Source organism: Candidatus Pantoea persica, from assembly GCF_013753875.1.
In the GTDB taxonomy this organism is placed as follows: Bacteria; Pseudomonadota; Gammaproteobacteria; order Enterobacterales; family Enterobacteriaceae; genus Pantoea; species Pantoea persica.
This window is the reverse complement of sequence record NZ_SMDS01000016.1, coordinates 329310-350795: the sequence shown is the minus strand read 5'-3', so window position 1 is coordinate 350795 and position 21486 is coordinate 329310. Positions and strand designations below refer to the sequence as shown.

The window sequence follows — 21486 nt, the reverse complement described above, 5'->3', positions numbered from 1 at the left end:
GTCCATGAAACAGCTTGATGAACGGCTCAGAAGCCACTATCCGCAGCTCTCGCCGCAGGAGCAGCGCATCGCCGTTTTGTCTTCGACGACTTCGACGACCTGATCAGCCACAACAGCGCCGAGCTGGCGAGGCTCAGCGGCGTCTCCAAGGCAACGGTCAGCCGCCTGTTCCGCCGGCTGGGCTACGACAAATACAAAGATATGCGCGACGAGCTGCGCACCCTGCGCCAGAGCGGCATGCCGCTGACCGACAACCGCGACGCGGTGCAGGGCAATACACTGCTGGCGCGCCACTATAAGCAGGAGATGGCGAACCTGACGCAGTGGGTTAACAGCCTCTACGCGCAGCAGTTCGGCGAGACGGTGCAGCAGCTGACGCAGGCGAAACGCATCTTTATTCTCGGCATGCGCAACTCCTGGCCGGTGGCGCTGCACCTGCGCCAGCAGCTGTTGCAGGCCCGCTCCGACGTGATCATCCTGCCGCAGCCGGGGTAGACGCTGGCGGAAGAAAAGGTGGTCGATATCACGCCGGAGGATATGGTTGTGGTGATGGCGTTTCGCCGCCGCACGCGCCTGATCCGTCCGCTGATGCAGCAGCTGCAACAGCGCGGCATTCTACTGCTGGCGCTGTGCGAGCCGCAGACGCAGTTGGTTATCGCGCTGGCGCGCTGGCAGCTCTGCGCGCCGCTTGACAGCGTCTCGGGCTTCAACAGCTACGCCTCGGCGATGAGCCTGATTAACCTGCCGGTCAGCGCGCTGCTGCATGAGATGCTGTCGCAAGGTCACCAGCGCATTCATCAGATTGCCGATCTCTATCAGCAGTTCGACGAGCTGGAGCACCGTTAACGCGCGCCTTTTTGGTGCGTTGCCTCATGATGATCCTTCCCCGTCAGGCGGCGCGTTACCGCCTGAAAGCCTGAAAAATCCGCTTTTCCCCCGCTCAGCCTGCTCCCGGTGCGCTGGTTGGCACATTAGTTGCAGATCACATTCACAAGAATCTTTTGTTTCAGGTCAACTTACCGGGGTGCATAATGAAAAAGGCGTTAATGGCAGTCGCGGCAGCGGCACTACTGATGGTTCAGACCGGCAGCGCGCTGGCAGATCAGCTCCAGGATATCGAGAAGCGCGGCGTTATCCGCATGGCGGTGCTGCAGGATTTCCTGCCGTTTGGATCGATGGGCACCGATTTGCAGCCGCAGGGCTACGACATCGACATAGCGAAATATCTGGCGAAGCATATGAAACTTAAGTGGCAGCTGGTGCCGGTCACCAGCGCCAACCGCGTGCCCTATCTGCAAACCGACAAGGTGGATCTGGTGATCTCCAGCATGGGCAAGAACGCCGAGCGTGAAAATGTCATCGACTTCAGCCGCGCCTATGCGCCGTTCTTCCTCGGCGTCTTCGGACCCAAGGGCGAGCAGCTGAAAGAGGCGCAGGTGAAGTGCTATGAAGACAATAACACCACGCTCTCTGCTTACCTCTCTGGCCAGGTGCAGTACGTGGCCACCGGCAACTTGGTGGTGGAGGCCATCGTTCGCCAGAACCCGCAAAAGGCGCCGGTGGCGCAGTTTATGCTGAAGGATTCACCGTGCTTTATCGGCCTGAAGAAAAACGAGCCGGCGCTGAAGGCGAAGGTAGACGTGCTGATCGAACAGGGCATCAAAGACGGCACGCTCAACAAGTTGTCGGAAGAGTGGCTGAAAGCGCCGCTGCCCGCCAGCCTTGGCGCATAAGGGCGCGGCATGCTCGGGCAACTTAACTTCCCTGCGCTCTGCTCCTACTGGCCGGAGCTGCTCGCCGGCCTCTGGGTCACCATCCAGCTGACGGTGCTGGCCACCGTCGGCGGCGTCGGGCTGGGGATCCTCGGCGCGGCGCAGCGTAGCGGCAAAGCGAGCTGGGCGAGCCGCCTGTGGGGCCTGTATGTGGAGATCATCCGCAACACCCCGTTTGTGGTGCAGCTCTTTTTTATCGTCTTCGCCCTGCCCAATCTGGGACTGAAGCTGACGGCAGGCGAGGCGGCGCTGCTAGCGATGCTGATCAGCCTCGGCGCCTACAGCACTGAAATTATCTGCGCCGGCATTCAGGTAACGCCTAAAGGGCAGTGGGAAGCGGGACGCGTGCTGGGGTTGACGCGCACGCAGACCTTTCTGCGCGTGGTGCCGCCGTCGCTGCAGCGCATCTATCCGGCATTGGTCAGCCAGTGCATTATTGTGATGCTCGGTTCGTCGGTGGTGTCGCAGGTCTCCGATGAAGAGCTGACCTTCGCCGCCAACCTGATCCAGTCGCGCACCTTTTTATTAAGCTTTGAGGTCTATCTGCTACTGTCGATCGCTATGTGCCAGGTGCTGCTGGCGCTGGGACGCAAATGGTTTGGAGCGCAGGTATGATGACTACCTTCACCGACTGGGACATTCTGCGCAACCTGCTGCTGGCGGCGCGCTGGACCATTCTGCTGTCGCCGACCGCCTTTATCGGCGGCACGCTGGTAACGCTGCCGCTGCTCTTGCTGCGCCTGCTGCAGCGTAAGTGGCTGACGCGGCTGATCCGCGGCTACACCGAGCTGTTCCAGGGCACGCCGCTGCTGATGCAGCTGTTTCTCGCCTTTTTCGGCGTCGGGCTGTTCGGCGTCGACGTCGCGCCCTGGACCGCCGCCTCGCTGGCGCTGACCTTTTACACCAGCGCCTTTCTGCTCGACATCTGGTTTGGCAGCATTCGCGCGCTGCTGAAGGGGCAGTGGGAGGCGTCGCGCTGCCTCGGCCTCAGCTTCGGCCAGACCCTGTATAGGGTCATCACGCCGCAGGCGATCCGCATTGTCATCGCGCCGACGGTGGGCTTTGCCATACAGGTGATCAAGGGCACTGCGCTCGCCTCGATTATCGGCTTTATCGAACGGACCAAAGCCGAAACCATTCTGAACAACGTGACCTACCAGCCGTTCAAGGTGTTTGGCCTGGTCGCGCTGGGTTACTTCCTGATGTGTTATCCGCTGTCCCGCTACAGCCAGTATCTGGAGAAAAAACTCCATGCCGCTCATCACCATTAATCAGGTGCAGAAGTACTACGGCGACAACCATATGCTGAAGGGGGTCGATCTCGATATCGAAATGGGTGAGGTGATCTCTATCATCGGCCGCAGCGGCTCGGGCAAAAGGACGCTGCTGCGCTGCATGAGCGGGCTGGAAGGCTATCAGGAAGGGAGAGCATCAAGCTGGGCGGCATGGTGTTCCAGAACTTCAATCTTTTTCCCCATATGACCGAGCTGGAGAACGTGATGCTGGCGCCGCGCCGTGTGCTGAAGAAAGGCGAGGTGGAGTGCCGCGCGCTGGCGGCGCAGATGCTGGAGAAGGTCAGCCTCAGTGAACGCCTCGACTACTACCCGGCGAACCTCTCCGGCGGCCAGCATCAGCGCGTCGCCATCGCCCACGCACTGGCGATGAATCCCAAAGTCTTGCTGTGCGACGAGATCACTTCGGCGCTCGATCCTAAGCTGGTGGGCGAAGTGCTGAAGGTGCTGGAGCAGCTCGCCGCTGAAGGCATGACCCTGATCCTCGTCACCCATGAGATAAATTTAGCCCGCGACGTCGGCGACCGCTTGGTCTTTATGCACCAGGGACGCGTCTGGGAGCAGGGCAGCAGCAAAACGCTGTTCGCCGCGCCGCAGACGGCGGAGCTGAAGCAGTTTATCTCCTCGGTACGACTTTAATGGCTTAAGGAACCCAACATGGAAAACCACTACCCGCAAATCAATCCGCCGCAGCGCCTGCTGATGGGGCCCGGCCCGATCAACGCCGATCCGCGCGTGCTGCGCGCCATGTCGACGCAGCTGATCGGCCAGTACGATCCGGCGATGACTCACTATATGAACGAGGTTATGGCGCTCTATCGCGGTGTGTTCCGCACTGAAAACCGCTGGACGCTGCTGATCGACTGCACCTCGCGAGCCGGGATCGAGGCGATCCTGATCTCGGCGATCCGTCCAGGCAACCGCGTGCTGGTGCCGGTTTTTGGCCGCTTCGGCCACCTGCTGTGCGAAATCGCCCGCCGCTGCCGCGCCGAGGTGCACACCATTGAGGTGCCCTGGGGCGAGGTCTTTACGCCGGATCAGATCGAGGACGCCATCAAGCGCGTGAAGCCGCGCCTGCTGCTGACGGTGCAGGGCGAAACCTCAACTACCATGCTGCAGCCGCTGGCGGAGCTGGGCGCCATCTGCAAAAAGTACGGCGTGCTGTTCTATACCGATGCCACCGCGTCGCTCGGCGGCAACGCGCTGGAAACCGACGCCTGGGGGCTGGACGCGGTCTCGGCGGGCATGCAGAAGTGCCTCGGCGGCCCTTCCGGCACCTCGCCGATTACCTTAAGCCCGCAGATGGAGGAGGCGATCCGCCGGCGCAAATGCGTCGAAGAGGGGCTCCGCACCGCCGCCCATCAGGATGGTGACGAGGAGATGATCTACTCCAACTATTTCGATCTCGGCATGATCATGGACTACTGGGGGCCAGAGCGCCTTAACCACCATACCGAGGCGACCACCGCGCTGTTCGGCGCGCGCGAGTGCGCACGGCTGATTATGCAGGAAGGGCTGGACGAAGGCATCGCGCGCCACAGGCTGCACGGCGAGGCACTGCTGAAGGGTATTCAGGGTATGGGGCTGGAAACCTTCGGCGACCTGCAGCACAAGATGAACAACGTGCTCGGCGTGGTGATCCCACAGGGCATCAACGGCGACCAGGCGCGTGCGCTGATGCTGGAGGATTTCGGCATCGAGATCGGCACCTCGTTCGGGCCGCTGCATGGCAAGGTATGGCGCATCGGCACCATGGGCTACAACGCGCGCAAAGATTGCGTGATGACCACGCTGGCGGCGCTGGAGGCGGTGCTGACGCGCCTCGGCTTCCGCGCCACCCAGGGCGCGGCGCTGCAGGCCGCCTGGGATCGCTACGGGAGCGGCGCATAATGATGAACGCCGTTGAGGCGCAGCTTGCCGCCGAACGCGTGATGGCGCGCTGCGACGCGCTGGCGGCGATCAGTGAATCGCCCGACAACCTAACGCGCGTCTACCTCTCGCCAGAGCATCTACGCGCCAACGCGCAGGTGGGGGAATGGATGGCGCAGGCCGGCATGCGCGTCTGGCAGGACGCGGTCGGCAATATCTGCGGCCGCTACGAAGGAATCAACAACGGCGCCCCGGCGCTGCTGCTCGGCTCGCACCTCGATACGGTGCGCAACGCCGGCCGCTACGACGGCATGCTGGGCGTGCTCACCGCCATCGAAACGGTACAGTGGCTGCATGAAAACCAGCAGCGCCTGCCGCTGGCGATTGAGGTGATCGGCTTCGGCGACGAAGAGGGCACGCGCTTTGGCATCACCCTGCTCGGCAGCCGGGGCATTACCGGGCAGTGGCCGGAGAGCTGGGTCACGTACCCGGACGGCAACAACATTACCGTGGCGCAGGCGATGGCGGATGTCGGGCTGGACGCCGGTGCGATTCACCGCGCGGCGCGCGACGTCAGCGATATCGCCGCCTATCTTGAACTGCATATTGAGCAAGGCCCCTGCCTGGAGCAGGCGGAGCTGGCGCTGGGCGTGGTCACCGCCATCAACGGCGCGCGCCGCCTCAACTGCCGCTTTACCGGCGAGGCGGGCCACGCGGGCACGGTGCCGATGACACACCGCAAAGACGCGCTGGCGGCGGCGGCGGAGTGGATAGTATTTATCGAGGCGGCGACGCGCGAGCAGGATCCGCAGCTGGTGGCGACGGTCGGCACGCTGAGCTGTGCCCCCGGCGCGGTCAACATTATCCCTGGCGAGGTGGCGCTGTCGCTTGACGTACGCGGCCCACAGGATCTGCCGCTGGAGCGCCTGCTGTCGAGCCTGCTGACCCAGGGCGAGGCGATCGCCCTGCGGCGCGGGCTGAGCTTCGCGGAGGAGGAGTATTACCGCATCAGCGCCACCGCCTGCAACAGCGCGCTGCAGCAGGCGCTCGGCAGCGCCGTCGAGACGGTGCAGGGCCGCACGCTGGTGCTGCCGAGCGGCGCGGGCCATGACGCCATCGCCATCGCCGAGCGCTGGCCGGTCGGCATGCTGTTTGTGCGCAACGCGCGCGGCATCAGCCACAATCCGGCGGAAGCGGTGATGACCGGCGACGTGGCGCTGGCGGTGCGCGCCTACTTGCACGCCGTCTGCCAGCTGGCGCAGCGAGGCGCGTCATGAACCTCGCGACCTTTAACGCGCTGCCGCATCAGGCGGCGCAGGCAGCTGTCGCCTACTGCGTCGCGATTCTACACTGGCAGCAGGCGCTGGTCGCCGCGCTGCCTTTTGCCTCCCCGGCGATGCTGCTGGCAGAGGCGGAGAGGCTGGCGCAGCGCTGGAACGAAGCCGATCTGGCTCAGGCGCTGACGGCTTATCCGCGCATCGGCGAGCGCGCCCGCGGCGCGGAGAAAGAGGCGGCGCTGCAGCAGGCGATGCTAGGGGGCAATCGCGCCTACGAGGCGCGTTTTGGCCGCGTCTTTTTAATTCGCGCCAGCGGAAGCAGCGGCGACGAGATGCTGGCGCAGCTTTAGCGTCGACTGGAAAATGATGCCGAGATTGAGACTGAGACGCGCGAAGCGCTTGCGCAGCTGCGCGAAATCACCCTGTTGCGCCAGAAGGAGATCCTGACATGAGCACCATCACTACCCATATTCTTGATACGGCGCTGGGTAAACCGGCGGCCGGCGTGGCCGTCTCGCTGGAGCAGCGCTGCCCGGAAGGCTGGCTGCCGGTGGTGCAGGGCTGCACCGACCGCGACGGCCGGATCGGTGATTTTACGCCAACGCCGCTGGCGCCGGGCCATTACCGCCTGACGGCGGAGATTGGCGACTACTTCGCCGAAGGCGGACGCGACGCGCTCTACGTCTCGGCGCAGATCGACTTTGTTATTCCCGCGACGGGCAGCCATTTTCATCTGCCTTTTCTGATTTCACCCTGGTCATGGTCTACCTATCGCGGCAGCTAATTTTGCAAGGCAACGACTATCAATATCTTCGGTTTATCCAGATCGTGTTTCCTCAAGCGCACCACTATCGTAGCCGAGTAACGTAAAGCCAACGGAGCCGATAATGAGCACACCAGAAAATAACGATAACGCCGCCGCCGCAGGTAAATACCTCTTTAATCACGCCGCACCGGAAGAGACCAGCGGCTACGCTGGTCATGCCAATCACGCTGATGCAGGCAAATGTCCTTTTGGCCACGGCGCGTCAGAGGAAAAAAAGCGTTTTAGCGTGCGGCGCAGGTAGCGGTACCACTAACCGCGACTGGTGGGCCCAATATGCTGCGCGTAGACCTGCTGAACCAGCACTCCAGCCGTTCCAACCCCCTCAGCAACGATTTTGACTACCGCACAGAATTCAGCAAGCTCGACTCAGCGCTGAAGGCGGACATCCGCGCGCTGCTGACCGATTCGCAGTCCTAGTGGCCGGCCGACTGGGGCAGCTATATCGGCCTGTTTTATCCGTATGGCGTGGCACAGCGCAGGCACCTGCCGCACCGTTGACGGTCGCGGCGGCTCTGGTCACGGACAGCAGCGTTTTGCGCCGCTTAACTCCTGGCCGGACAACGTCAGCCTGGATAAAGCGCGTCGCCTGCTGTGGCCGGTGAAACAGAAATATGGTCAGAAAATTTCTTGGGCCGAACTCTACATCCTCGCGGGCAACGTCTCGCTGGAGAACGCCGGCTTCCGCACCTTCGCCTTCGGCGCCGGACGCGAAGACGTCAGGGAACCGGATATGGACGTGGACTGGGGCAACGAAACCGAGTGACTGGCGCACCGCCATCCGGAAAGTCTCGCCAACGCGCCGCTCGGTGCCACCGAGATGGGACTGATCTACGTTAACCCAGAGGGCCCGAAAGCGAGCGGCAACCCGGCGTCGGCCGCGCCGGCCATCCGCGCCACCTTTGGCAACATGGGCATGAACGACGAAGAGATCTTGGCGCTGATCGCCGGCGGCCATACACTGGGCAAAACCCACGGCGCGGGCGCGGCCAGCCACCTCGATGTCGATCCGGAAGCCTTGCCGATTGAGGCGTAGGGTTTCGACTGGCGCAGCAGCTACGGCAGCAGTGTGGGCGCGGACGCGATTACTTCCGACTTGGAAGTGGTCTGGACGAAAACCCCGACCCAGTGGAGCAACTACTTCTTCGAGAACCTGTTCAAATATGAGTGGATGCAGGCACAGTCCGGCAGGCGCGATTCAGTTCGAAGCCAGCAACGCCGACTCGATTATCCCCGACCCCTTCGATCTGGAGAAAAAGCGTAAGCCGACCATGCTGGTCACCGACCTGACTCTGTGCTTCAACCTGGAATTTGAAAAGATTTCGCGCCGCTTCCTTAACGATCCGCAGGCGTTTAACGAAGCCTTTGCCCGCGTGTGGTTCAAGCTGACCCACCGCAATATGAGGCCGAAAGCGCGCTGCCTCGGTCTGGAAGTGCCGAAAGAAGATTTGCTGTGGCAGGATCCGCTGCCGGCGGCGATTCACCAGCCGCAAGTGGCCGACATCAGCGAGCTGAAAGCGCAAATAATAGCTGCATGCGGCCTAAGCGTCAGCCAGCTGGTTTCCGCTGCCTGGGCCTCCGCCTCGACTTTCCGCGGCGGCGACAAGTGCGGCGGTGCGAACGGGCGCGCGTCTGGTGCTGGCGCCGCAGAACACGTGGGCGGTGAACGCCAGCGTGATCCGCGACGTGCTGCCGGTGCTGCAGGATATTCAGCGCGCGTCCGGCAAGGCTTCGCTGGCGGACGTCATCGTACTGGCGGGTAACGTCGGCGTCGAGATGGCTGCCGCAGCGGCAGGTGTCGCGGTGCAGGTGCCCTTTACCCCGGGCCGTGTCGATGCGCGTCAGGATCAGACCGATGTGGACTCTTTCGCGCTGCTGCAGCCGCTGGCGGATGGTTTCCGCAACTACCGTCGCGTACAGGGCGGCTCGTCGACCGAAACGCTGCTGCTGGATAAAGCGCAGCAGCTGACCCTGAGCGCGCCGGAGCTGACGGTGCTGCTGGGCGGTCTGCGCGTGCTAGGCGCCAACTACGACGGCAGTCAGCACGGTCTGTTCACCGATCGTCCTGGCGTGCTGAGCACAGACTTCTTCGTCAATCTGCTCGATATGCGCACTGCCTGGCGCGCCATCGATGAGAGCGTAGAGCTGTTCGAAGGACGCGATCGTTAGAGCGGCGAAATGAAGTACAGCGCGACGCGCGCCGACCTGGTATTAGGGTGACGTCCGGCTCCACCAGCAGAAAGCGGTTCACCGCGCCGTTTTCGGTCTGGATCGCCGCACTGCCGCCCACCAGTGCGTTGCTCGCCGCGGTGTGTTTGTGCAGCCACGCTACTACCTGCGCCTGCGCCTGCGCCTGCGCCTGCGGCAGCGAGCGCTGCGCCGCCTCCATGGCGAAGCCGGTGGTGAACATCTCCGGCAGCAGGATCAGATTGCAGCCGGTTATGCCTGCAAGCACAGCGTCGAAGTGGCACAGGTTCGGCTCGCCATCCATCCAGTGCAGGGTTTCCTGTAAAACCGTGATGTTTAAATCTGACATAAGTGCTCCGCGGCGGCGTCGAGTGTCGCCTCCTGTTTGGCAAAGCAGAGGCGGATTAGCCTGTGCGGGAAGGGGTCGGCGCAGAACACCGACAGCGGGATCGCCGCCACGCCCACCTCTCTGGTCAGCCACTAGCAGAAGCTGACGTCGTCGAGATCGGAGAGGGCGCTGTAGTCCGCCAGCAGAAAGTAGGTGCCTTCGCATGGCAGCACCTTGAAGCGGCTCTTCTTCAGCGCCTGCGCCAGTCGGTCGCGGCGCGTGCGATAAAACGCGGGCAGCTTGCGGTAGTGCGCCCGGCTCATGGCGCAGCATATCGGCGAGCGCCAGCTGCGCGGGGGTGTTGGCCGCAAAGGTCAGATACTGATGCACCTTGCGCAGCTCGGCGCTGATGGCGGCGGGCGCCACGCTGTAGCCGACCTTCCAGCCGGTCATATGAAAGGTTTTGCCGACCGAGGAGACGGCAACGGCGCGCTGGCGCAGCCCGTCTCATCGAAGCAGATATGCTCGTAAACCTCGTCGCTCAGCATGTAAATCTCCCGATCGGCGATCGCCTGCCACAGCGCGGCGAAATCCGCCTGACGCCAGACGGTGGCAGAGGGGTTGTGCGGCGCATTCAGGATCACCAGACGGGTTTTGCTGGAGAGCAGGGCGGCGAATGCCGTCCAGTCGACGCGAAAGCCCGGCGGCTGCAGTGCGATGCGCTTCAGCACACCGCCCGACAGCTCCACGGCGGGCGCATAGCTGTCGTAGCTCGGATCGAAGCAGATCACCTCGTCGCCCTGACGCACCAGCGCGGTGATGGCGGCATAGAGCGCTTCGGTGGCGCCGGCGGTGACGGTGATATCGCTGTTGATGTCGGGACGATAGCCATACAGCTCGGCGGTTTTCTCGGCGATCGCCTCGCGCAGCGGTAGCACGCCGGTCATCGGCGCATACTGGTTCGCGCCTTGGCTGACGTGGTATGCCAGGCGTTCCTGCAGATAGCGCGGGCCGTCGAAGTCGGGGAAGCCCTGCGGCAGGTTGATGGCGTTATGCTGCTGCGCCAGCGCGCTCATCTGGGTGAAGATGGTGGTGCCGAGGGCGGGAAGCTTGCTCTCCGGCGTCAGGTTGTGCTGCGTCATTGTTAATTGCCTTAAGCGCGAATGTCGTTGCGAAGTAACCCTGTGTTGAAGCCACTATAAACAGGATGTTGATACTTGGCAATCTAGACGCTTAGAAGTCTAAAAACACCCTACAGGAAGTTTAAAACGCCACGTCTGAATGCTCTCCGCTCGACCAGCGGGTGGCGACCTGCCGCTGCATCGGCGCCAAAGGCTGGGCGCCCGCCACCGGCCTGAAGGCGCTGCAGGAATGATCTGGCACAACGGCTACCTCAACGGCAGCTTGACCGGCCATCGCTGTCCCGACGTGCTGCCCTCGCTGCCGCCTGGCGCGAGCAGGGTATTGCGCTCTACGTCTATTCTTCCGGTTCGGTTGCGGCGCAAAAACTGTTATTTGGCTACAGGATGAGAGGGATGTTACCGGTCTGTTCAGCGGCTATTTCGCTACCTGCGTCGGCGCCAGGCGCGAGGTCGCTTTATGCCGCAATATCGCCGAAAAAGCCGGCCTGCCCGCTGAGCAGCTGCTGTTCCTCCCCGACATGCGTCAGGAGCTGAATGCGGCAGCGGAAGCCGGATGGCATACCCTGCAGTTAATTCGTGGCCCTGCAGACAAGCAAATGCCACCATCATCAGGTGAACACCTTTTCCGGAGTCGTTTTAGCATGAGTGCATTGACCATTTTTACCGATACCGAAGCCACACTGCCAGTGTGGCACAGTAACGATGCGGAGATGATCCACGAACGGCTAAATGCAAAAAATGTGCGCTTTGAGCGCTGGGCGGCGGATCGCGAGTTAGGGGAAAATCCTGAGCCCGCAGCCGTGATTGAGGCCTATCAGTACGCCATCGATCGGCTGGCATCGGAAAAGGGCTACCAGGGCTGGGACGTCATCAGCATGTGCGCCGACCATCCGCATAAAGCGGTGCTGCGCGAGAAGTTTCTCGCCGAACATACCGACGGTGAAGATGAGGTGCGCTTCTTTGTCGAGGGCACCGGGTTGTTCTGCCTACACCTCGACGGCTAAGTCTATCAGATTCTGTGCAAGAAAAACGATTTGCTCTCAGTGCCAGCGGGCACGCCGCACTGGTTTGATATGGGATCGGCGCCGCACTTCACCGCTATCCGCATCTTTGATAATCAGGAAGGCTGGGTCGCGCACTTCACCGGCGACGCCATGGCCGACGCCTATCCACGCCAGCCTTAACGTCAGCAGGGCGCGCTGAGCGCGCCCGCTACGGCTGAAATATCCGCCTTAAACGACTTTGCGATCGGGCCGTGCCACCCGCATATGCGCCACACGCCTTGCGCAAAGCTTGCTGTTACGCCGCCTCGCTCTCCCGCGCCGCCTTTACCACTGGCACTTCGCCGGTACCGCCAGCGCATCCGCCTCAAAATCATCGACGTTAATGGCGCGCAGACGGCTCGCTTCGGCGCGCGTCAGCACCTCCGTCTCGGCGGCGTCAATCAAGCCCACCTGCAGCGCCCGCTGCACCAGTGCGTCAAACCGGGTGAAAGAGAAGTGCTCTTTCTGCTGTTTGCACAGGCGATCGTGGATCGCTTCCGCCGCCATCACCTCCTGCAGCGCCTGCTCAAGCTGGCCCGCCGGGTTATGCTCGCTCGGTGTCAGATACTGGCCGCGTCCCAGCCGTGTGCGGGTCGCGGAAGGCAGCTGCAGCAGCTTCGCCAGCTTGTGATCCAGACGGTCGCTCGGCGCCGGGCAGTGGTTGCCGCCGGCGAAAATCATCATGCGCAGCGCGCCCGCCGCCAGCCGATTCGGGAAGTTGCGCAGCAGATCCTCAATCGCCTGCTCTGCCTGATGCAGCGCATCCTGCACGCCCCAGTGCAGCAGCGGCAGATCGGCCTCGTGGCGGCCTTCGTCGTCGTAACGCTTCAGCGTCGTAGAGGCGAGATAGAGCTGGCTCAGCACGTCGCCGAGTCGCGCCGAAATACGCTCGCAGCGCTTCAGGCTGCCGCCCAGCACCGCCATCGACACGTCCGACAGCAGCGCGAGGTTGGCGCTCAAGCGGTTGAGGTGCTGGTAGTAGCGGCGCGTGGCGTCGCGCGTCGGCGTCACGCTGGTGCGGCCCGCGGTCAGGACGAGCCACAGGCTGCGCACCGCGTTGCTGCCCACATAGCCGATATGGCTGAACAGCGCCGCGTCAAAGGCGTTGAGGTTCTGTTGCCGCCGCCGACATCTCCTTCAGCACGTACGGATGGCAGCGGATGGCGACCTGACCAAAGATAATCATGCTGCGCGTCAGAATGTTTGCCCCTTCCACCGTAATGGCGATCGGCGCGCCCTGGTAGGTGCGGGCGAGGAAGTTGTTGCGCCCCAGCGTAATGCCTTTGCCGCCGGCGATATCCATGGCGTCGACGATGGCGCGCTGGCCGCAGTGATACTTGACGATCGCCGACAGCACCGCCGGTTTTTCGCCCTGCATAATGCTGGTGGTGATCAGCGTCGCCGCCGCGTCCATTATGTAGGCGTTGCCGGCGATGCGCGCCAGCGGCTCCTCAATGCCCTCCATCTTGCCGATAGATACTTTGAACTGGTGGCGAATATGGGCATAGGCGTCGGTGGCCAGCGCTAGGCTTTTCAGGCTGCCGGTGGAGTTGGAGGGCAGGGTAATGCCGTGGCCCACCGACAGACACTCAACCAGCATGCGCCAGCCCTGACCGGCTATGTGCGGGCCGCCGATAATAAAGTCGATCGGCACGAAGATATCGGTGCCGCGCGTCGGGCCGTTCTGGAACGGTACGCTCAGTGGGAAGTGACGTTTGCCTATCTCCACGCCCGGCGTGCTGGTGGGGATCAGCGCGCAGGTAATGCCCAGCGACGCGGTATCGCCCAGTAGGCGATCGGGATAGGAGAGCTTAAAAGCCAGCCCGAGCACGGTCGCTACAGGCGCCAGCGTAATATAACGCTTGTTCCAGGCCAGGCGCATGCCGAGCACCTGCTCGCCCTGCCATTCGCCCATGCAGACTACGCCGGTATCCGGAATGGGGCCGGCGTCGTAGCCCACTTCCGGGCTGGTCAGCGCAAAGCAAGGGATCTCGTCGCCGCGCGCCAGCCGCGGCAGATAGTGGTTTTTCGCGCGTCGGTGCCGTAGTGCTGCAGCAGTACGCCGGGGCCAAGCTAGTTAGTTACGCCGACAGTGATGGCAAGGATGCCGGAGACGCCCGCCAGCTTTTGTAGCACCCGCACCCGCGCACCTGTGCGTAGACGGGGAACTCCAGCCCGCCATACTCTTTCTTGATAATCATGGCGAAAAAGCGCTGCTCTTTCAGGTAGGCCCAGAGTTCCGGCGGCAGGTCCGCCATTTCATGGGTGATCTCGAAGTCATTGGCCATGCTGCACGCCTCCTCTACCGGGCCGTCGAGAAACGCCCGCTCTTCCGGCGTCAGGCGCGGCTGCGGATAGTTGTGCAGTTTCTGCCAGTCCGGTCGCCCCTGAAACAGATCGCCTGCATACCAGGTGGTGCCAGCCTCTATCGCCTCTTTTTGCGGCATTACCTGTTGGAAGCGTTGCAGCACTGGCTGCGAGAACAGGGAGCTGCACATGCCCGGCAGGTTAAACGGCAGCATTACAATCGCCAGCGGCAGCCAGGACGTCCAGATGTGCTCTGTCGCCTAGACCGCGGTCTACAGCAGTAGCAGCGCGTTGCTTATCGCCAGCGAGACGCGGTGATAAAAGAGGGCGCTGATCAGCACCAGCGTCGCAGGGATCGACACAACCATCATAATCACAGCTCCGTAAGTGATAAGAGGTCTGACCTATCATGGATACATGTGTAAAGCAGCGCGCATGAATTAGCAATTTGTTTACATCGCAATTACAACCTTACTCACAAAATCGGACTGTACGCCGTCGGGCGTCGGCCGAGCCAGGCACCGCGCCGGCGGGACGCGCTTTGCGGCAACCCGACATTCCGTTAAACTTGCGAAGTCACTCTTTTACTAACAAGGACGACATCCCTATGTACCAGGACATCATTCGTTCCGAGCTGAATGAAGCGGCAGATACGCTGAACACCTTTCTCAGCGACGAGGCGAACATTAACGCCATTCAGCATGCGGCGGTGCTGCTGGCCGACAGCTTCAAGGCCGGCGGGAAAGTGCTCTCCTGCGGCAACGGCGGCTCGCACTGCGACGCAATACACTTTGCCGAAGAGCTGACCGGGCGCTATCGCGAAAATCGCCCGGGCTATCCAGCCATCGCCATCTCCGACGTCAGCCATCTCTCCTGCGTCAGCAACGATTTCGGCTACGACTACGTCTTCTCGCGCTATATCGAGGCGGTAGGCCGTCCGGGCGACGTACTGTTGGGGCTCTCTACCTCCGGCAACTCCGCCAATATCATCAAGGCGATTGAGGCGGCGCGTGCGCAGGGCATGAAGGTCATCATCCTGACCGGCAAAGATGGCGGCAAGATGGCGGGCTCGGCGGATATTGAAATCCGTGTGCCGCACTTCGGCTACGCCGACCGCATTCAGGAGATCCACATCAAGGTGATCCATATCCTGATGCTGCTGATTGAAAAAGAGATGGTGAAGTAAGGCCTTGGCCGCCGGGTTAAACGCTGGCGGCGATGCTGACTAAAGCGGTAGCTATGTGCGAATTGCTCGGCATGAGCACTAACGTTCCAACCGATATCTGTTTCAGTTTTACCGGCCTGGTGCAGCGCGGCGGCGGAACCGGACCGCATAAAGATGGCTAGGGCATCACCTTCTATGAGGACAAAGGGTGCCGCACCTTTAAAGATCCCCTGCCGAGCTATAACTCGCCCATTGCGCGGTTGGTGCAGGAGTACCCCATTAAGTCCCATTCGGTGGTGGCGCATATCTGACAGGCGAATCGCGGCCAGGTGTCGCTGGAGAACACCCATCCCTTTACTCGTGAGCTGTGGGGACGCAACTGGACCTACGCCCATAACGGCCAGCTGAAAGGCTATCGCCAGCGGGAAACCGGCCATTTTCGCCCGGTAGGGGAGACCGACAGCGAAAAGGCGTTCTGCTGGATACTGCACAAGCTGGCGACGCGCTACCCGCACACCCCCGCCAACGACGTGGTGACGGTGATCGCGATGCAGCCGCTGACGGGAAATGAAACTTGGCACCGCATCGTGCCAAGTGAGTGGGTGTTATTCTGCCTTGGAGAGCGCCAGGAATGATTTCGAGGCGGCTTCGGGATTGACGACGACCGGGCTGCTGTTCATCAAGTAGCTGCCGCTGGCGACATTCACCGTCGGCGGCTGATGATATTTGGCGAAGTACGCGTAGCCCGGCTGCAACTCGCGCCAGAAGCTGTCGTAGGTCGAGTAGCGGTGGCGCTGCATATTGCTGTCGGTCATGCGGAACGGGAAGATGCTGATGTGCACCTGCGGCTGTCCGTTGCGCAGCGCCGCATTCACGTAGGTAAAGATCTCATCCATATAGGCGTCGGTCATGGCGTAGCAGCCGATGGATTTGCAGTCGCCGTGGATCATCAGGTAGTTACCTGTATAGGCGTGATCGCGATCGTACTGGTTAGGAAACCCCACGTTAATGGCGCGATAAAAGCGGCTGTCCGGCTTGAGCTGATTCAGCTTGACGCTGTAGAACCCCTCCGGGCTTTTAAAATCCCCTTCGCGACGCTTCGGCCCAAGGCTGCCGGAAAAGTTACAGATGCGATAGGTATCGAGCAGGCGAAATTCGTTGCCGATTTTGCCGTACAGCTCCAGCGTGCGTTCTTCCTTGAAAATTTGAATGTAAACCGAAGTGCCAAGTAACTGTTTCTTTAATTCTTTGCTCACCGGCGTCGACTTCTGCTGCGTCGGCTCGGGAGTCATTGCCATGCTGAGGGCTGGCATCAAAGTCATCGCAAACAGAAGTGCGATTTTGCCCATGCCGTGTGTACCTTGAGTGAGGAAGAACAGTGACGCAAGACGTGTCTCAGACTTGCATTATCGGAAAACTCCGCTGCTGCAGCGCAACATTAGCATCGTCTGTTTTTTTATCAAGACGCCGCCTGGTAAATTCGCGTTTTCCCGAAGGTATGACGGCCAGAATTTTGTAAACTTTAGTGGCGGATCTGACAGATGCCTTTTTTTCTTGCTGACCGTCGCGTAAGTCGCTGGCGCTACGCCGCTTTTGCATCTGTACGTCTATACAGTATCATGAAGGGGAGCGAAAACCTGACGGTGGGCAAGGGTGAAAACCATACATGTCGATATGGACTGCTTCTATGCAGCGGTGGAGATGCGCGACAACCCGGCGTTGCGCGACATTCCCATCGCCATTGGCGGTAGCCGTGAGCGACGCGGCGTTATCATCACGGCCAACTACCCGGCGCGCAAATATGGCGTGCGCAGCGCAATGCCCACCGGCATGGCGCTGAAGCTCTGTCCGCATCTCAAGCTGCTGCCGGAGCGCTTTGACGCCTATAAAGAGGCGTCGCAGCAGATCCGCGCCATTTTCCTGCGCTATACGCCGAAGATTGAACCGCTGTCGCTGGATGAAGCCTATCTGGACGTGACCGACAGCCCGCACTGTCACGGCTCCGCCACGCTTATCGCCCGCGATAATTCGCGACACTATCCTGCGCGAGACCGGGCTGACCGCATCGGCGGGCATTGCGCCAATCAAGTTTCTCGCCAAAATCGCCTCTGATATGAATAAGCCGAACGGGCAGTACGTCATCATCCCGCAGGCGATGCCCCAGTATCTGCTGTTGCTGTTGCTGTCGCTGGCGAAAATCCCAGGCGTCGGTAAAGTTGCGACGAAAAAGCTGGAGGAGATAGGGCTTCACACCTGCGGCGACGTGCAAAAGGCGGACGTAGCGCAGCTACTCAAGCGCTTCGGCAAATTTGGCCGCGTTGTGTGGGAGCGCAGCCACGGCATCGACGAGCGCGGCGTGGTGGTGGAGAGCGAACGCAAGTCGGTGGGCGTCGAGCGCACCCTGGCGGAAGATATACACAGCTGGGAAGCGTGCCTGGAAATTATCGACTTTCTGTACGCAGAGCTGGATCGTCGTCTGACGCACGCCAGGTCCGACAAACAGATTGCGCGTCAGGGGGTGAAACTCAAGTTCAGAGATTTCCAGCTCACCACTCAGGAGTATATCTGGCCGATGTTGAATAAAGAGGATCTGATCTCCGTAGCGCGCAAAACCTGGGATGAGCGGCGCGCGGGGCGGGGCGGGGCGTAAGGCTGGTGAGGCTTGCACGTCACGCTGCTGGCTCCGCAGCTGGAGCGGCAACTGCTGCTGGGCCTGTAGCCACAAACGGCAGCCGTTATCAGCTAATCGACGATGCTAAACCAGACAGCAGTCGGCCTTCTTAAAGAGCAAAGCATCCCGCGCCGTTAACCTCAAACGTCACCGATCAACCATTCACAGACCACGCCAAACGTAAAGCGCTGCCAGGCTGGCGGCGCAGGTGTCGGAGCAGCAGACGACGCCACCAAATGCACCGAACCAACAGCCGACGCCAAACCAACCACCGCCCCCACCAAAATCACCAACTCAACAACCTACCCCTGATGCCCTCAAGGCGCGCCGGATAAGTATACCGGCGGTGAATCGCCTCCAGCCCCTCCAGCACCTCGGCGTCCAGCGTCAGATTAAAACTGTCGATATTGATCTTCAGCTGCTCAGGCGTGGTCGCCCCCAGCAGCGTGCTGGCGACAAACGGCTGCTAGCGCACAAAAGCCAATGCCATCTGCGACGGGTCCAACCGATGCTTCTGCGCCAGCGCCACATACTCCGCAATTGCCTGCTGGGACTGCTCGCCGCTGTAGCGGGTAAATCGGCTGAACAGCGTATTGTGCGCGCCGTCAGGTTGTGTGCCGTTCAGATACTTGCCGCTCAGCGTGCCGAAGGCGAGGCTTGAGTAGGCCAGCAGCTCACCCTCTTCATGCTGGCTAATCTCCGCCAGACCTACCTCGAAGCTGCGGTTGAGCAAACTGTAGGGATTCACTCTTTCATCGCCTTTATTCCTCTCACTCCCGTCAGCCTGAAGGTTACGCTGGCCGTGTCGCCCGTCGCCTCCGGTCCGCACAGCATCAGCTGCAAAAAGTTTAGTAATAAATTGTTTTGGCGCGTTGCGTTATCGCATGAATCTGAAAATAAAAGGGCGGCCGCTGGCCGCCCTTGACATTTTTTATGCCCTTACGCCGCGTTTTTCTTGCCGCGCATCAGGTTTAGACACTCGACGGCCATAGAGAAGAACATGGCGAAATAGATGTAGCCCTTCGGCACATGCACGGCAAAGCCTTCCAGAATCAGGGTAAAGCCCACCAGGATCAGGAAAGAGAGCGCCAGCATTTTGATTGAGGGATAACGATCGACGAAATCGCCGATGGCGCGCGCGGCGAACATTATCGTCAGCCGCAATCACGACGGCGGCTATAATAAATAATAAACAGATGGTCGGAGAGGCCAACGGCGGTGATAACCGAATCCAGGCTGAAAATAATATCCAGCAGCATGATCTGCACGATAGCGCCGAGGAAAGAGTGAACATTGGTTTTATGCTCCTCTTCGTTGCCCTCAATCGTTTCATGAATCTCCATGCTCGACTTCCACAGCAGAAAAAGCCCGCCGCCAATCAGGATCAGGTTGCGCTAGGAGAAGTCATGCTCAAACAAGGTAAAGAGCGGATTAGTCAGTCGCACCACCCAGGCGATGGAAGCCAGCAGGCCAAGACGCATAAGCATTGCACCTATCAGGCCGAGGCTACGCGCGCTGGCCTGCTGATGCTTGGGAAGTTTCGCGACGACCAGAGAAAGGAAAATAATACTACCGATGCCCAGAACCACTTCGAGGATGGTCAGCGTACCTAGTGCCAGCCAGGCTTTGGGATCGGTTATCTACTCAAACATGTTTACACTCAATCCTAAACGAAAAGTAAACGACAATTATGCGCATCCGGCTCGAATAACTCACAGTGAAAAATGACGCGCCAGCAGCGGTGCGGTGAAGCTCTTCTTGAGATAGAAGCCGCGCGGCAGCGTCATAATCGGTTCGCCATGCTCGCCGATGCCCTCGGTCAGAGCGCGGCTGTTGGCGGCTTTCGGGCGGATTTGCAGCCAGGCGCCGTGACGCGCGGTGATGTGCTCAACTTGGCCCAGGACGATCATATCCATCAGCTCTTCCCAGTCCTGACGCAGCATCTGCTCTTCCTCTTCATTCGGACGCCACAGCAAGGGCGCGCCGACGCGGCGCTGCGCGAGCGGAATGGCGCGATCGCCCTCAACCGGGATCCAGAGCACGCGCGCCAGTTTGTGCCGCACGTGGCTGGTCTCCCAGGTGATGCCGCTGTTGCCGGTCAGCGGGGCCACGCACACAAAGGTGGTCTCCAGCGGTTTACCCTGCGCGTCCACCGGGATGGTTTTCAATTCGATGCCGAGATGGGCGAAATCCTGCTCCGCCTTGCTGCCCGCGCTGGCGCCCAGATGCCGCTCCAGCAGCATACCGACCCAACCCTTATCGCGTTTAAAATCCGCCGGCATCGGCAGCCTCGCCTGCGCGGCCAGCGCCGCCAGCGTCTGGCCCGCTAGCGCATAGGCGCGTGATAGCAGCATCGTTTCGTTTTCAGGCGGAACAAGCGAGGTATTCACAGCAAAACTCATCTAGTTTAAAAAATAAGCAGAAATTTGCCGGGCGCGGTTTTCCACAGCGTCGATTCGCGCAAAGGCGCTGATAATAGCATGATTCAACATCTGTTTTTAACGACGCGCGCCAGAGCTTGCTGTTGAAAGTGCAAGGGTATCCTGGGATGCGGGCCGCAATGAACAGGATTTTAAACTAAGTTATCCATAGAATGGTGGGATACCCAAGCTGAAGGGAGCTACTGGTTCCATTTACAGGCTTGACTTCCGGGGCTTTGCGCCATTTTTGTCCGCTGATGGCCAAGTTTACTGCATTGTCTGTGGGTAAAGACGACACCGCTCGATCTTTAACCAGTGGCCTCTTTTGCTGGTGCGTTATAGCCGGATTCAGCGCTTTAATTCTGAATAAGAGCTGATTAACAGGCTGTTTTTAAGTGATAAAATTTGTCGATTTATGTTGTTCTCTCGCAGCGTCCCAATCAGTTTATTCAGCTAATTCCCGTGTTCTGCACATAGCTATCCACAGAAAAGGTGAATAAGATCGACGGTTTAACCCTTTTATTGTTTATAACTCTGGATAACCCTGTGAGTTATCTAGGAGTTACCCGGCGTTCCTGCCCATGATCCTGTAGTTTACCGCTTGTGAGGAGTGTGAAACAATCAGGCTATTCAAATTTAGCTTTGAGGTAGTCCAGTGATCGATGATGATGGCTACCGCCCGAATGTTGGTATTGTAATCTGTAACAGGCAAGGACAAGTGTTGTGGGCCAGGCGCTTTGGACAGCACTCCTGGCAGTTTCCTCAGGGAGGCATCAATCCCGGTGAAACCGCAGAACAAGCGATGTATCGCGAACTGCTCGAAGAGGTGGGTTTACACCGTAAAGATGTTCGAATACTTGCATCTACCCGTAACTGGTTGCGCTACAAATTGCCGAAACGTTTGGTGCGTTGGGACACAAAGCAGGTATGTATCGGCCAGAAACAAAAGTGGTTTCTTCTGCAGTTGATGTGCAATGACGCAGATATCAATGTGCAGCACAGCAGCACGCCGGAGTTTGACGGCTGGCGCTGGGTGAGCTTCTGGTATCCGGTGCGTCAGGTAGTCTCCTTCAAGCGTGATGTCTATCGCCGCGTCATGAAGGAATTCGCTGGAGTGGTGATGTCGATGCAGGAGAGTACAGGGCAACAGCGCAGCGCGCCAGCCCATCGACGGAAAAGAGGGTAGGCCA

General features: G+C 60.4%; 10 protein-coding genes and 13 pseudogenes. 16 read left to right on the top strand and 7 right to left on the bottom strand.

All coding sequences use genetic code 11. The annotated features are described in order from the left end of the window. Positions 1-4: 4 nt before the first annotated feature. The 10 genes and pseudogenes from hpxU to katG all read left to right on the top strand — a co-directional run. A pseudogene (hpxU, locus tag EIO60_RS06845) lies at positions 5-846 on the top strand (MurR/RpiR family transcriptional regulator HpxU). A gap of 185 nt (positions 847-1031) precedes the next feature. Beyond that, positions 1032-1733: a transporter substrate-binding domain-containing protein gene (locus EIO60_RS06840; protein ID WP_258576274.1), complete on the top strand. Its 702-nt coding sequence runs from the start codon at positions 1032-1034 to the stop codon at positions 1731-1733. 9 nt (positions 1734-1742) lie between these two features. Then, positions 1743-2387 carry an amino acid ABC transporter permease gene (locus EIO60_RS06835; RefSeq protein WP_258576273.1) on the top strand — a complete coding sequence of 215 codons (645 nt, stop codon included), beginning with the start codon at positions 1743-1745 and terminating at the stop codon, positions 2385-2387. Then, positions 2384-3043 (top strand): amino acid ABC transporter permease, encoded by a 660-nt coding sequence (locus EIO60_RS06830; RefSeq protein WP_309484694.1) that lies wholly within the window; start codon positions 2384-2386, stop codon positions 3041-3043. Before EIO60_RS06835 ends, EIO60_RS06830 begins: the two co-directional genes overlap by 4 nt. Then, positions 3024-3703: pseudogene (locus EIO60_RS06825) on the top strand (amino acid ABC transporter ATP-binding protein). The gene EIO60_RS06830 and the pseudogene EIO60_RS06825 overlap by 20 nt, the downstream one beginning before the upstream one ends. A gap of 18 nt (positions 3704-3721) precedes the next feature. Further along, complete coding sequence (pucG, locus tag EIO60_RS06820; protein ID WP_258576272.1) at positions 3722-4954, top strand: pyridoxal-phosphate-dependent aminotransferase family protein; 1233 nt, start codon at positions 3722-3724, stop codon at positions 4952-4954. After that, complete coding sequence (gene hpxK / locus EIO60_RS06815; protein WP_508278744.1) at positions 4954-6210, top strand: allantoate amidohydrolase; 1257 nt, start codon at positions 4954-4956, stop codon at positions 6208-6210. The genes pucG and hpxK overlap by 1 nt, the downstream gene beginning before the upstream one ends. Beyond that, positions 6207-6662 (top strand): annotated as a pseudogene (locus EIO60_RS06810) (2-oxo-4-hydroxy-4-carboxy-5-ureidoimidazoline decarboxylase). The gene hpxK and the pseudogene EIO60_RS06810 overlap by 4 nt, the downstream one beginning before the upstream one ends. Further along, positions 6659-6994 carry a hydroxyisourate hydrolase gene (gene uraH, locus EIO60_RS06805; RefSeq protein ID WP_258576271.1) on the top strand — a complete coding sequence of 112 codons (336 nt, stop codon included), beginning with the start codon at positions 6659-6661 and terminating at the stop codon, positions 6992-6994. The pseudogene EIO60_RS06810 and the gene uraH overlap by 4 nt, the downstream one beginning before the upstream one ends. 202 nt (positions 6995-7196) lie before the next feature. After that, positions 7197-9199 (top strand): annotated as a pseudogene (gene katG / locus EIO60_RS06800) (catalase/peroxidase HPI); the annotation flags it as partial. A 46-nt stretch (positions 9200-9245) separates the two neighbouring features. Here katG and EIO60_RS06795 read toward each other — a convergent pair. Further along, a pseudogene (locus EIO60_RS06795) lies at positions 9246-9569 on the bottom strand (carbon-nitrogen hydrolase family protein); the annotation flags it as partial. After that, a pseudogene (locus EIO60_RS06790) lies at positions 9557-10675 on the bottom strand (pyridoxal phosphate-dependent aminotransferase). The pseudogenes EIO60_RS06790 and EIO60_RS06795, both read right to left, overlap by 13 nt. A 241-nt stretch (positions 10676-10916) precedes the next feature. Between EIO60_RS06790 and mtnC the strand changes: the two are divergent. Beyond that, a pseudogene (mtnC, locus tag EIO60_RS06785) lies at positions 10917-11335 on the top strand (acireductone synthase); the annotation flags it as partial. Then, positions 11332-11874: pseudogene (locus tag EIO60_RS06780) on the top strand (1,2-dihydroxy-3-keto-5-methylthiopentene dioxygenase). The pseudogenes mtnC and EIO60_RS06780, both read left to right, overlap by 4 nt. A gap of 115 nt (positions 11875-11989) precedes the next feature. On the opposite strand, the pseudogene fadE reads toward EIO60_RS06780, so the two are convergent. Beyond that, positions 11990-14411 (bottom strand): annotated as a pseudogene (gene fadE / locus EIO60_RS06775) (acyl-CoA dehydrogenase FadE). A gap of 236 nt (positions 14412-14647) precedes the next feature. Here fadE and lpcA point away from each other — a divergent pair. Together lpcA and EIO60_RS06765 are read left to right on the top strand one after the other, a co-directional pair. Then, on the top strand, positions 14648-15226 hold the full coding sequence (gene lpcA / locus EIO60_RS06770) for a D-sedoheptulose 7-phosphate isomerase (protein ID WP_258576270.1): 579 nt from the start codon (positions 14648-14650) through the stop codon (positions 15224-15226). Positions 15227-15279: 53 nt separating this feature from the next. After that, positions 15280-15840: pseudogene (locus EIO60_RS06765) on the top strand (class II glutamine amidotransferase). On the opposite strand, the gene dpaA reads toward EIO60_RS06765, so the two are convergent. Continuing rightward, on the bottom strand, positions 15811-16554 hold the full coding sequence (gene dpaA / locus EIO60_RS06760; protein WP_258576269.1) for a peptidoglycan meso-diaminopimelic acid protein amidase: 744 nt from the start codon (positions 16552-16554) through the stop codon (positions 15811-15813). The pseudogene EIO60_RS06765 and the gene dpaA overlap by 30 nt on opposite strands. Before the next feature lie 325 nt (positions 16555-16879). Between dpaA and dinB the strand changes: the two are divergent. After that, a pseudogene (dinB, locus tag EIO60_RS16625) lies at positions 16880-17924 on the top strand (DNA polymerase IV). A gap of 238 nt (positions 17925-18162) precedes the next feature. Here dinB and EIO60_RS06745 read toward each other — a convergent pair. The 3 genes and pseudogenes from EIO60_RS06745 to mutH all read right to left on the bottom strand — a co-directional run. Continuing rightward, positions 18163-18621: pseudogene (locus EIO60_RS06745) on the bottom strand (aldo/keto reductase); the annotation flags it as partial. A gap of 194 nt (positions 18622-18815) precedes the next feature. Continuing rightward, positions 18816-19516, bottom strand: a pseudogene (locus EIO60_RS06740) (TerC family protein). A 72-nt stretch (positions 19517-19588) separates the two neighbouring features. Continuing rightward, positions 19589-20266 carry a DNA mismatch repair endonuclease MutH gene (gene mutH, locus EIO60_RS06735; protein ID WP_374058146.1) on the bottom strand — a complete coding sequence of 226 codons (678 nt, stop codon included), beginning with the start codon at positions 20264-20266 and terminating at the stop codon, positions 19589-19591. 685 nt (positions 20267-20951) lie between these two features. Here mutH and rppH point away from each other — a divergent pair. After that, the gene (gene rppH / locus EIO60_RS06730; RefSeq protein ID WP_258576265.1) at positions 20952-21482 is read left to right on the top strand and encodes an RNA pyrophosphohydrolase; all 531 of its coding nucleotides are present in this window, start codon (positions 20952-20954) and stop codon (positions 21480-21482) included. Positions 21483-21486 lie beyond the last annotated feature (4 nt).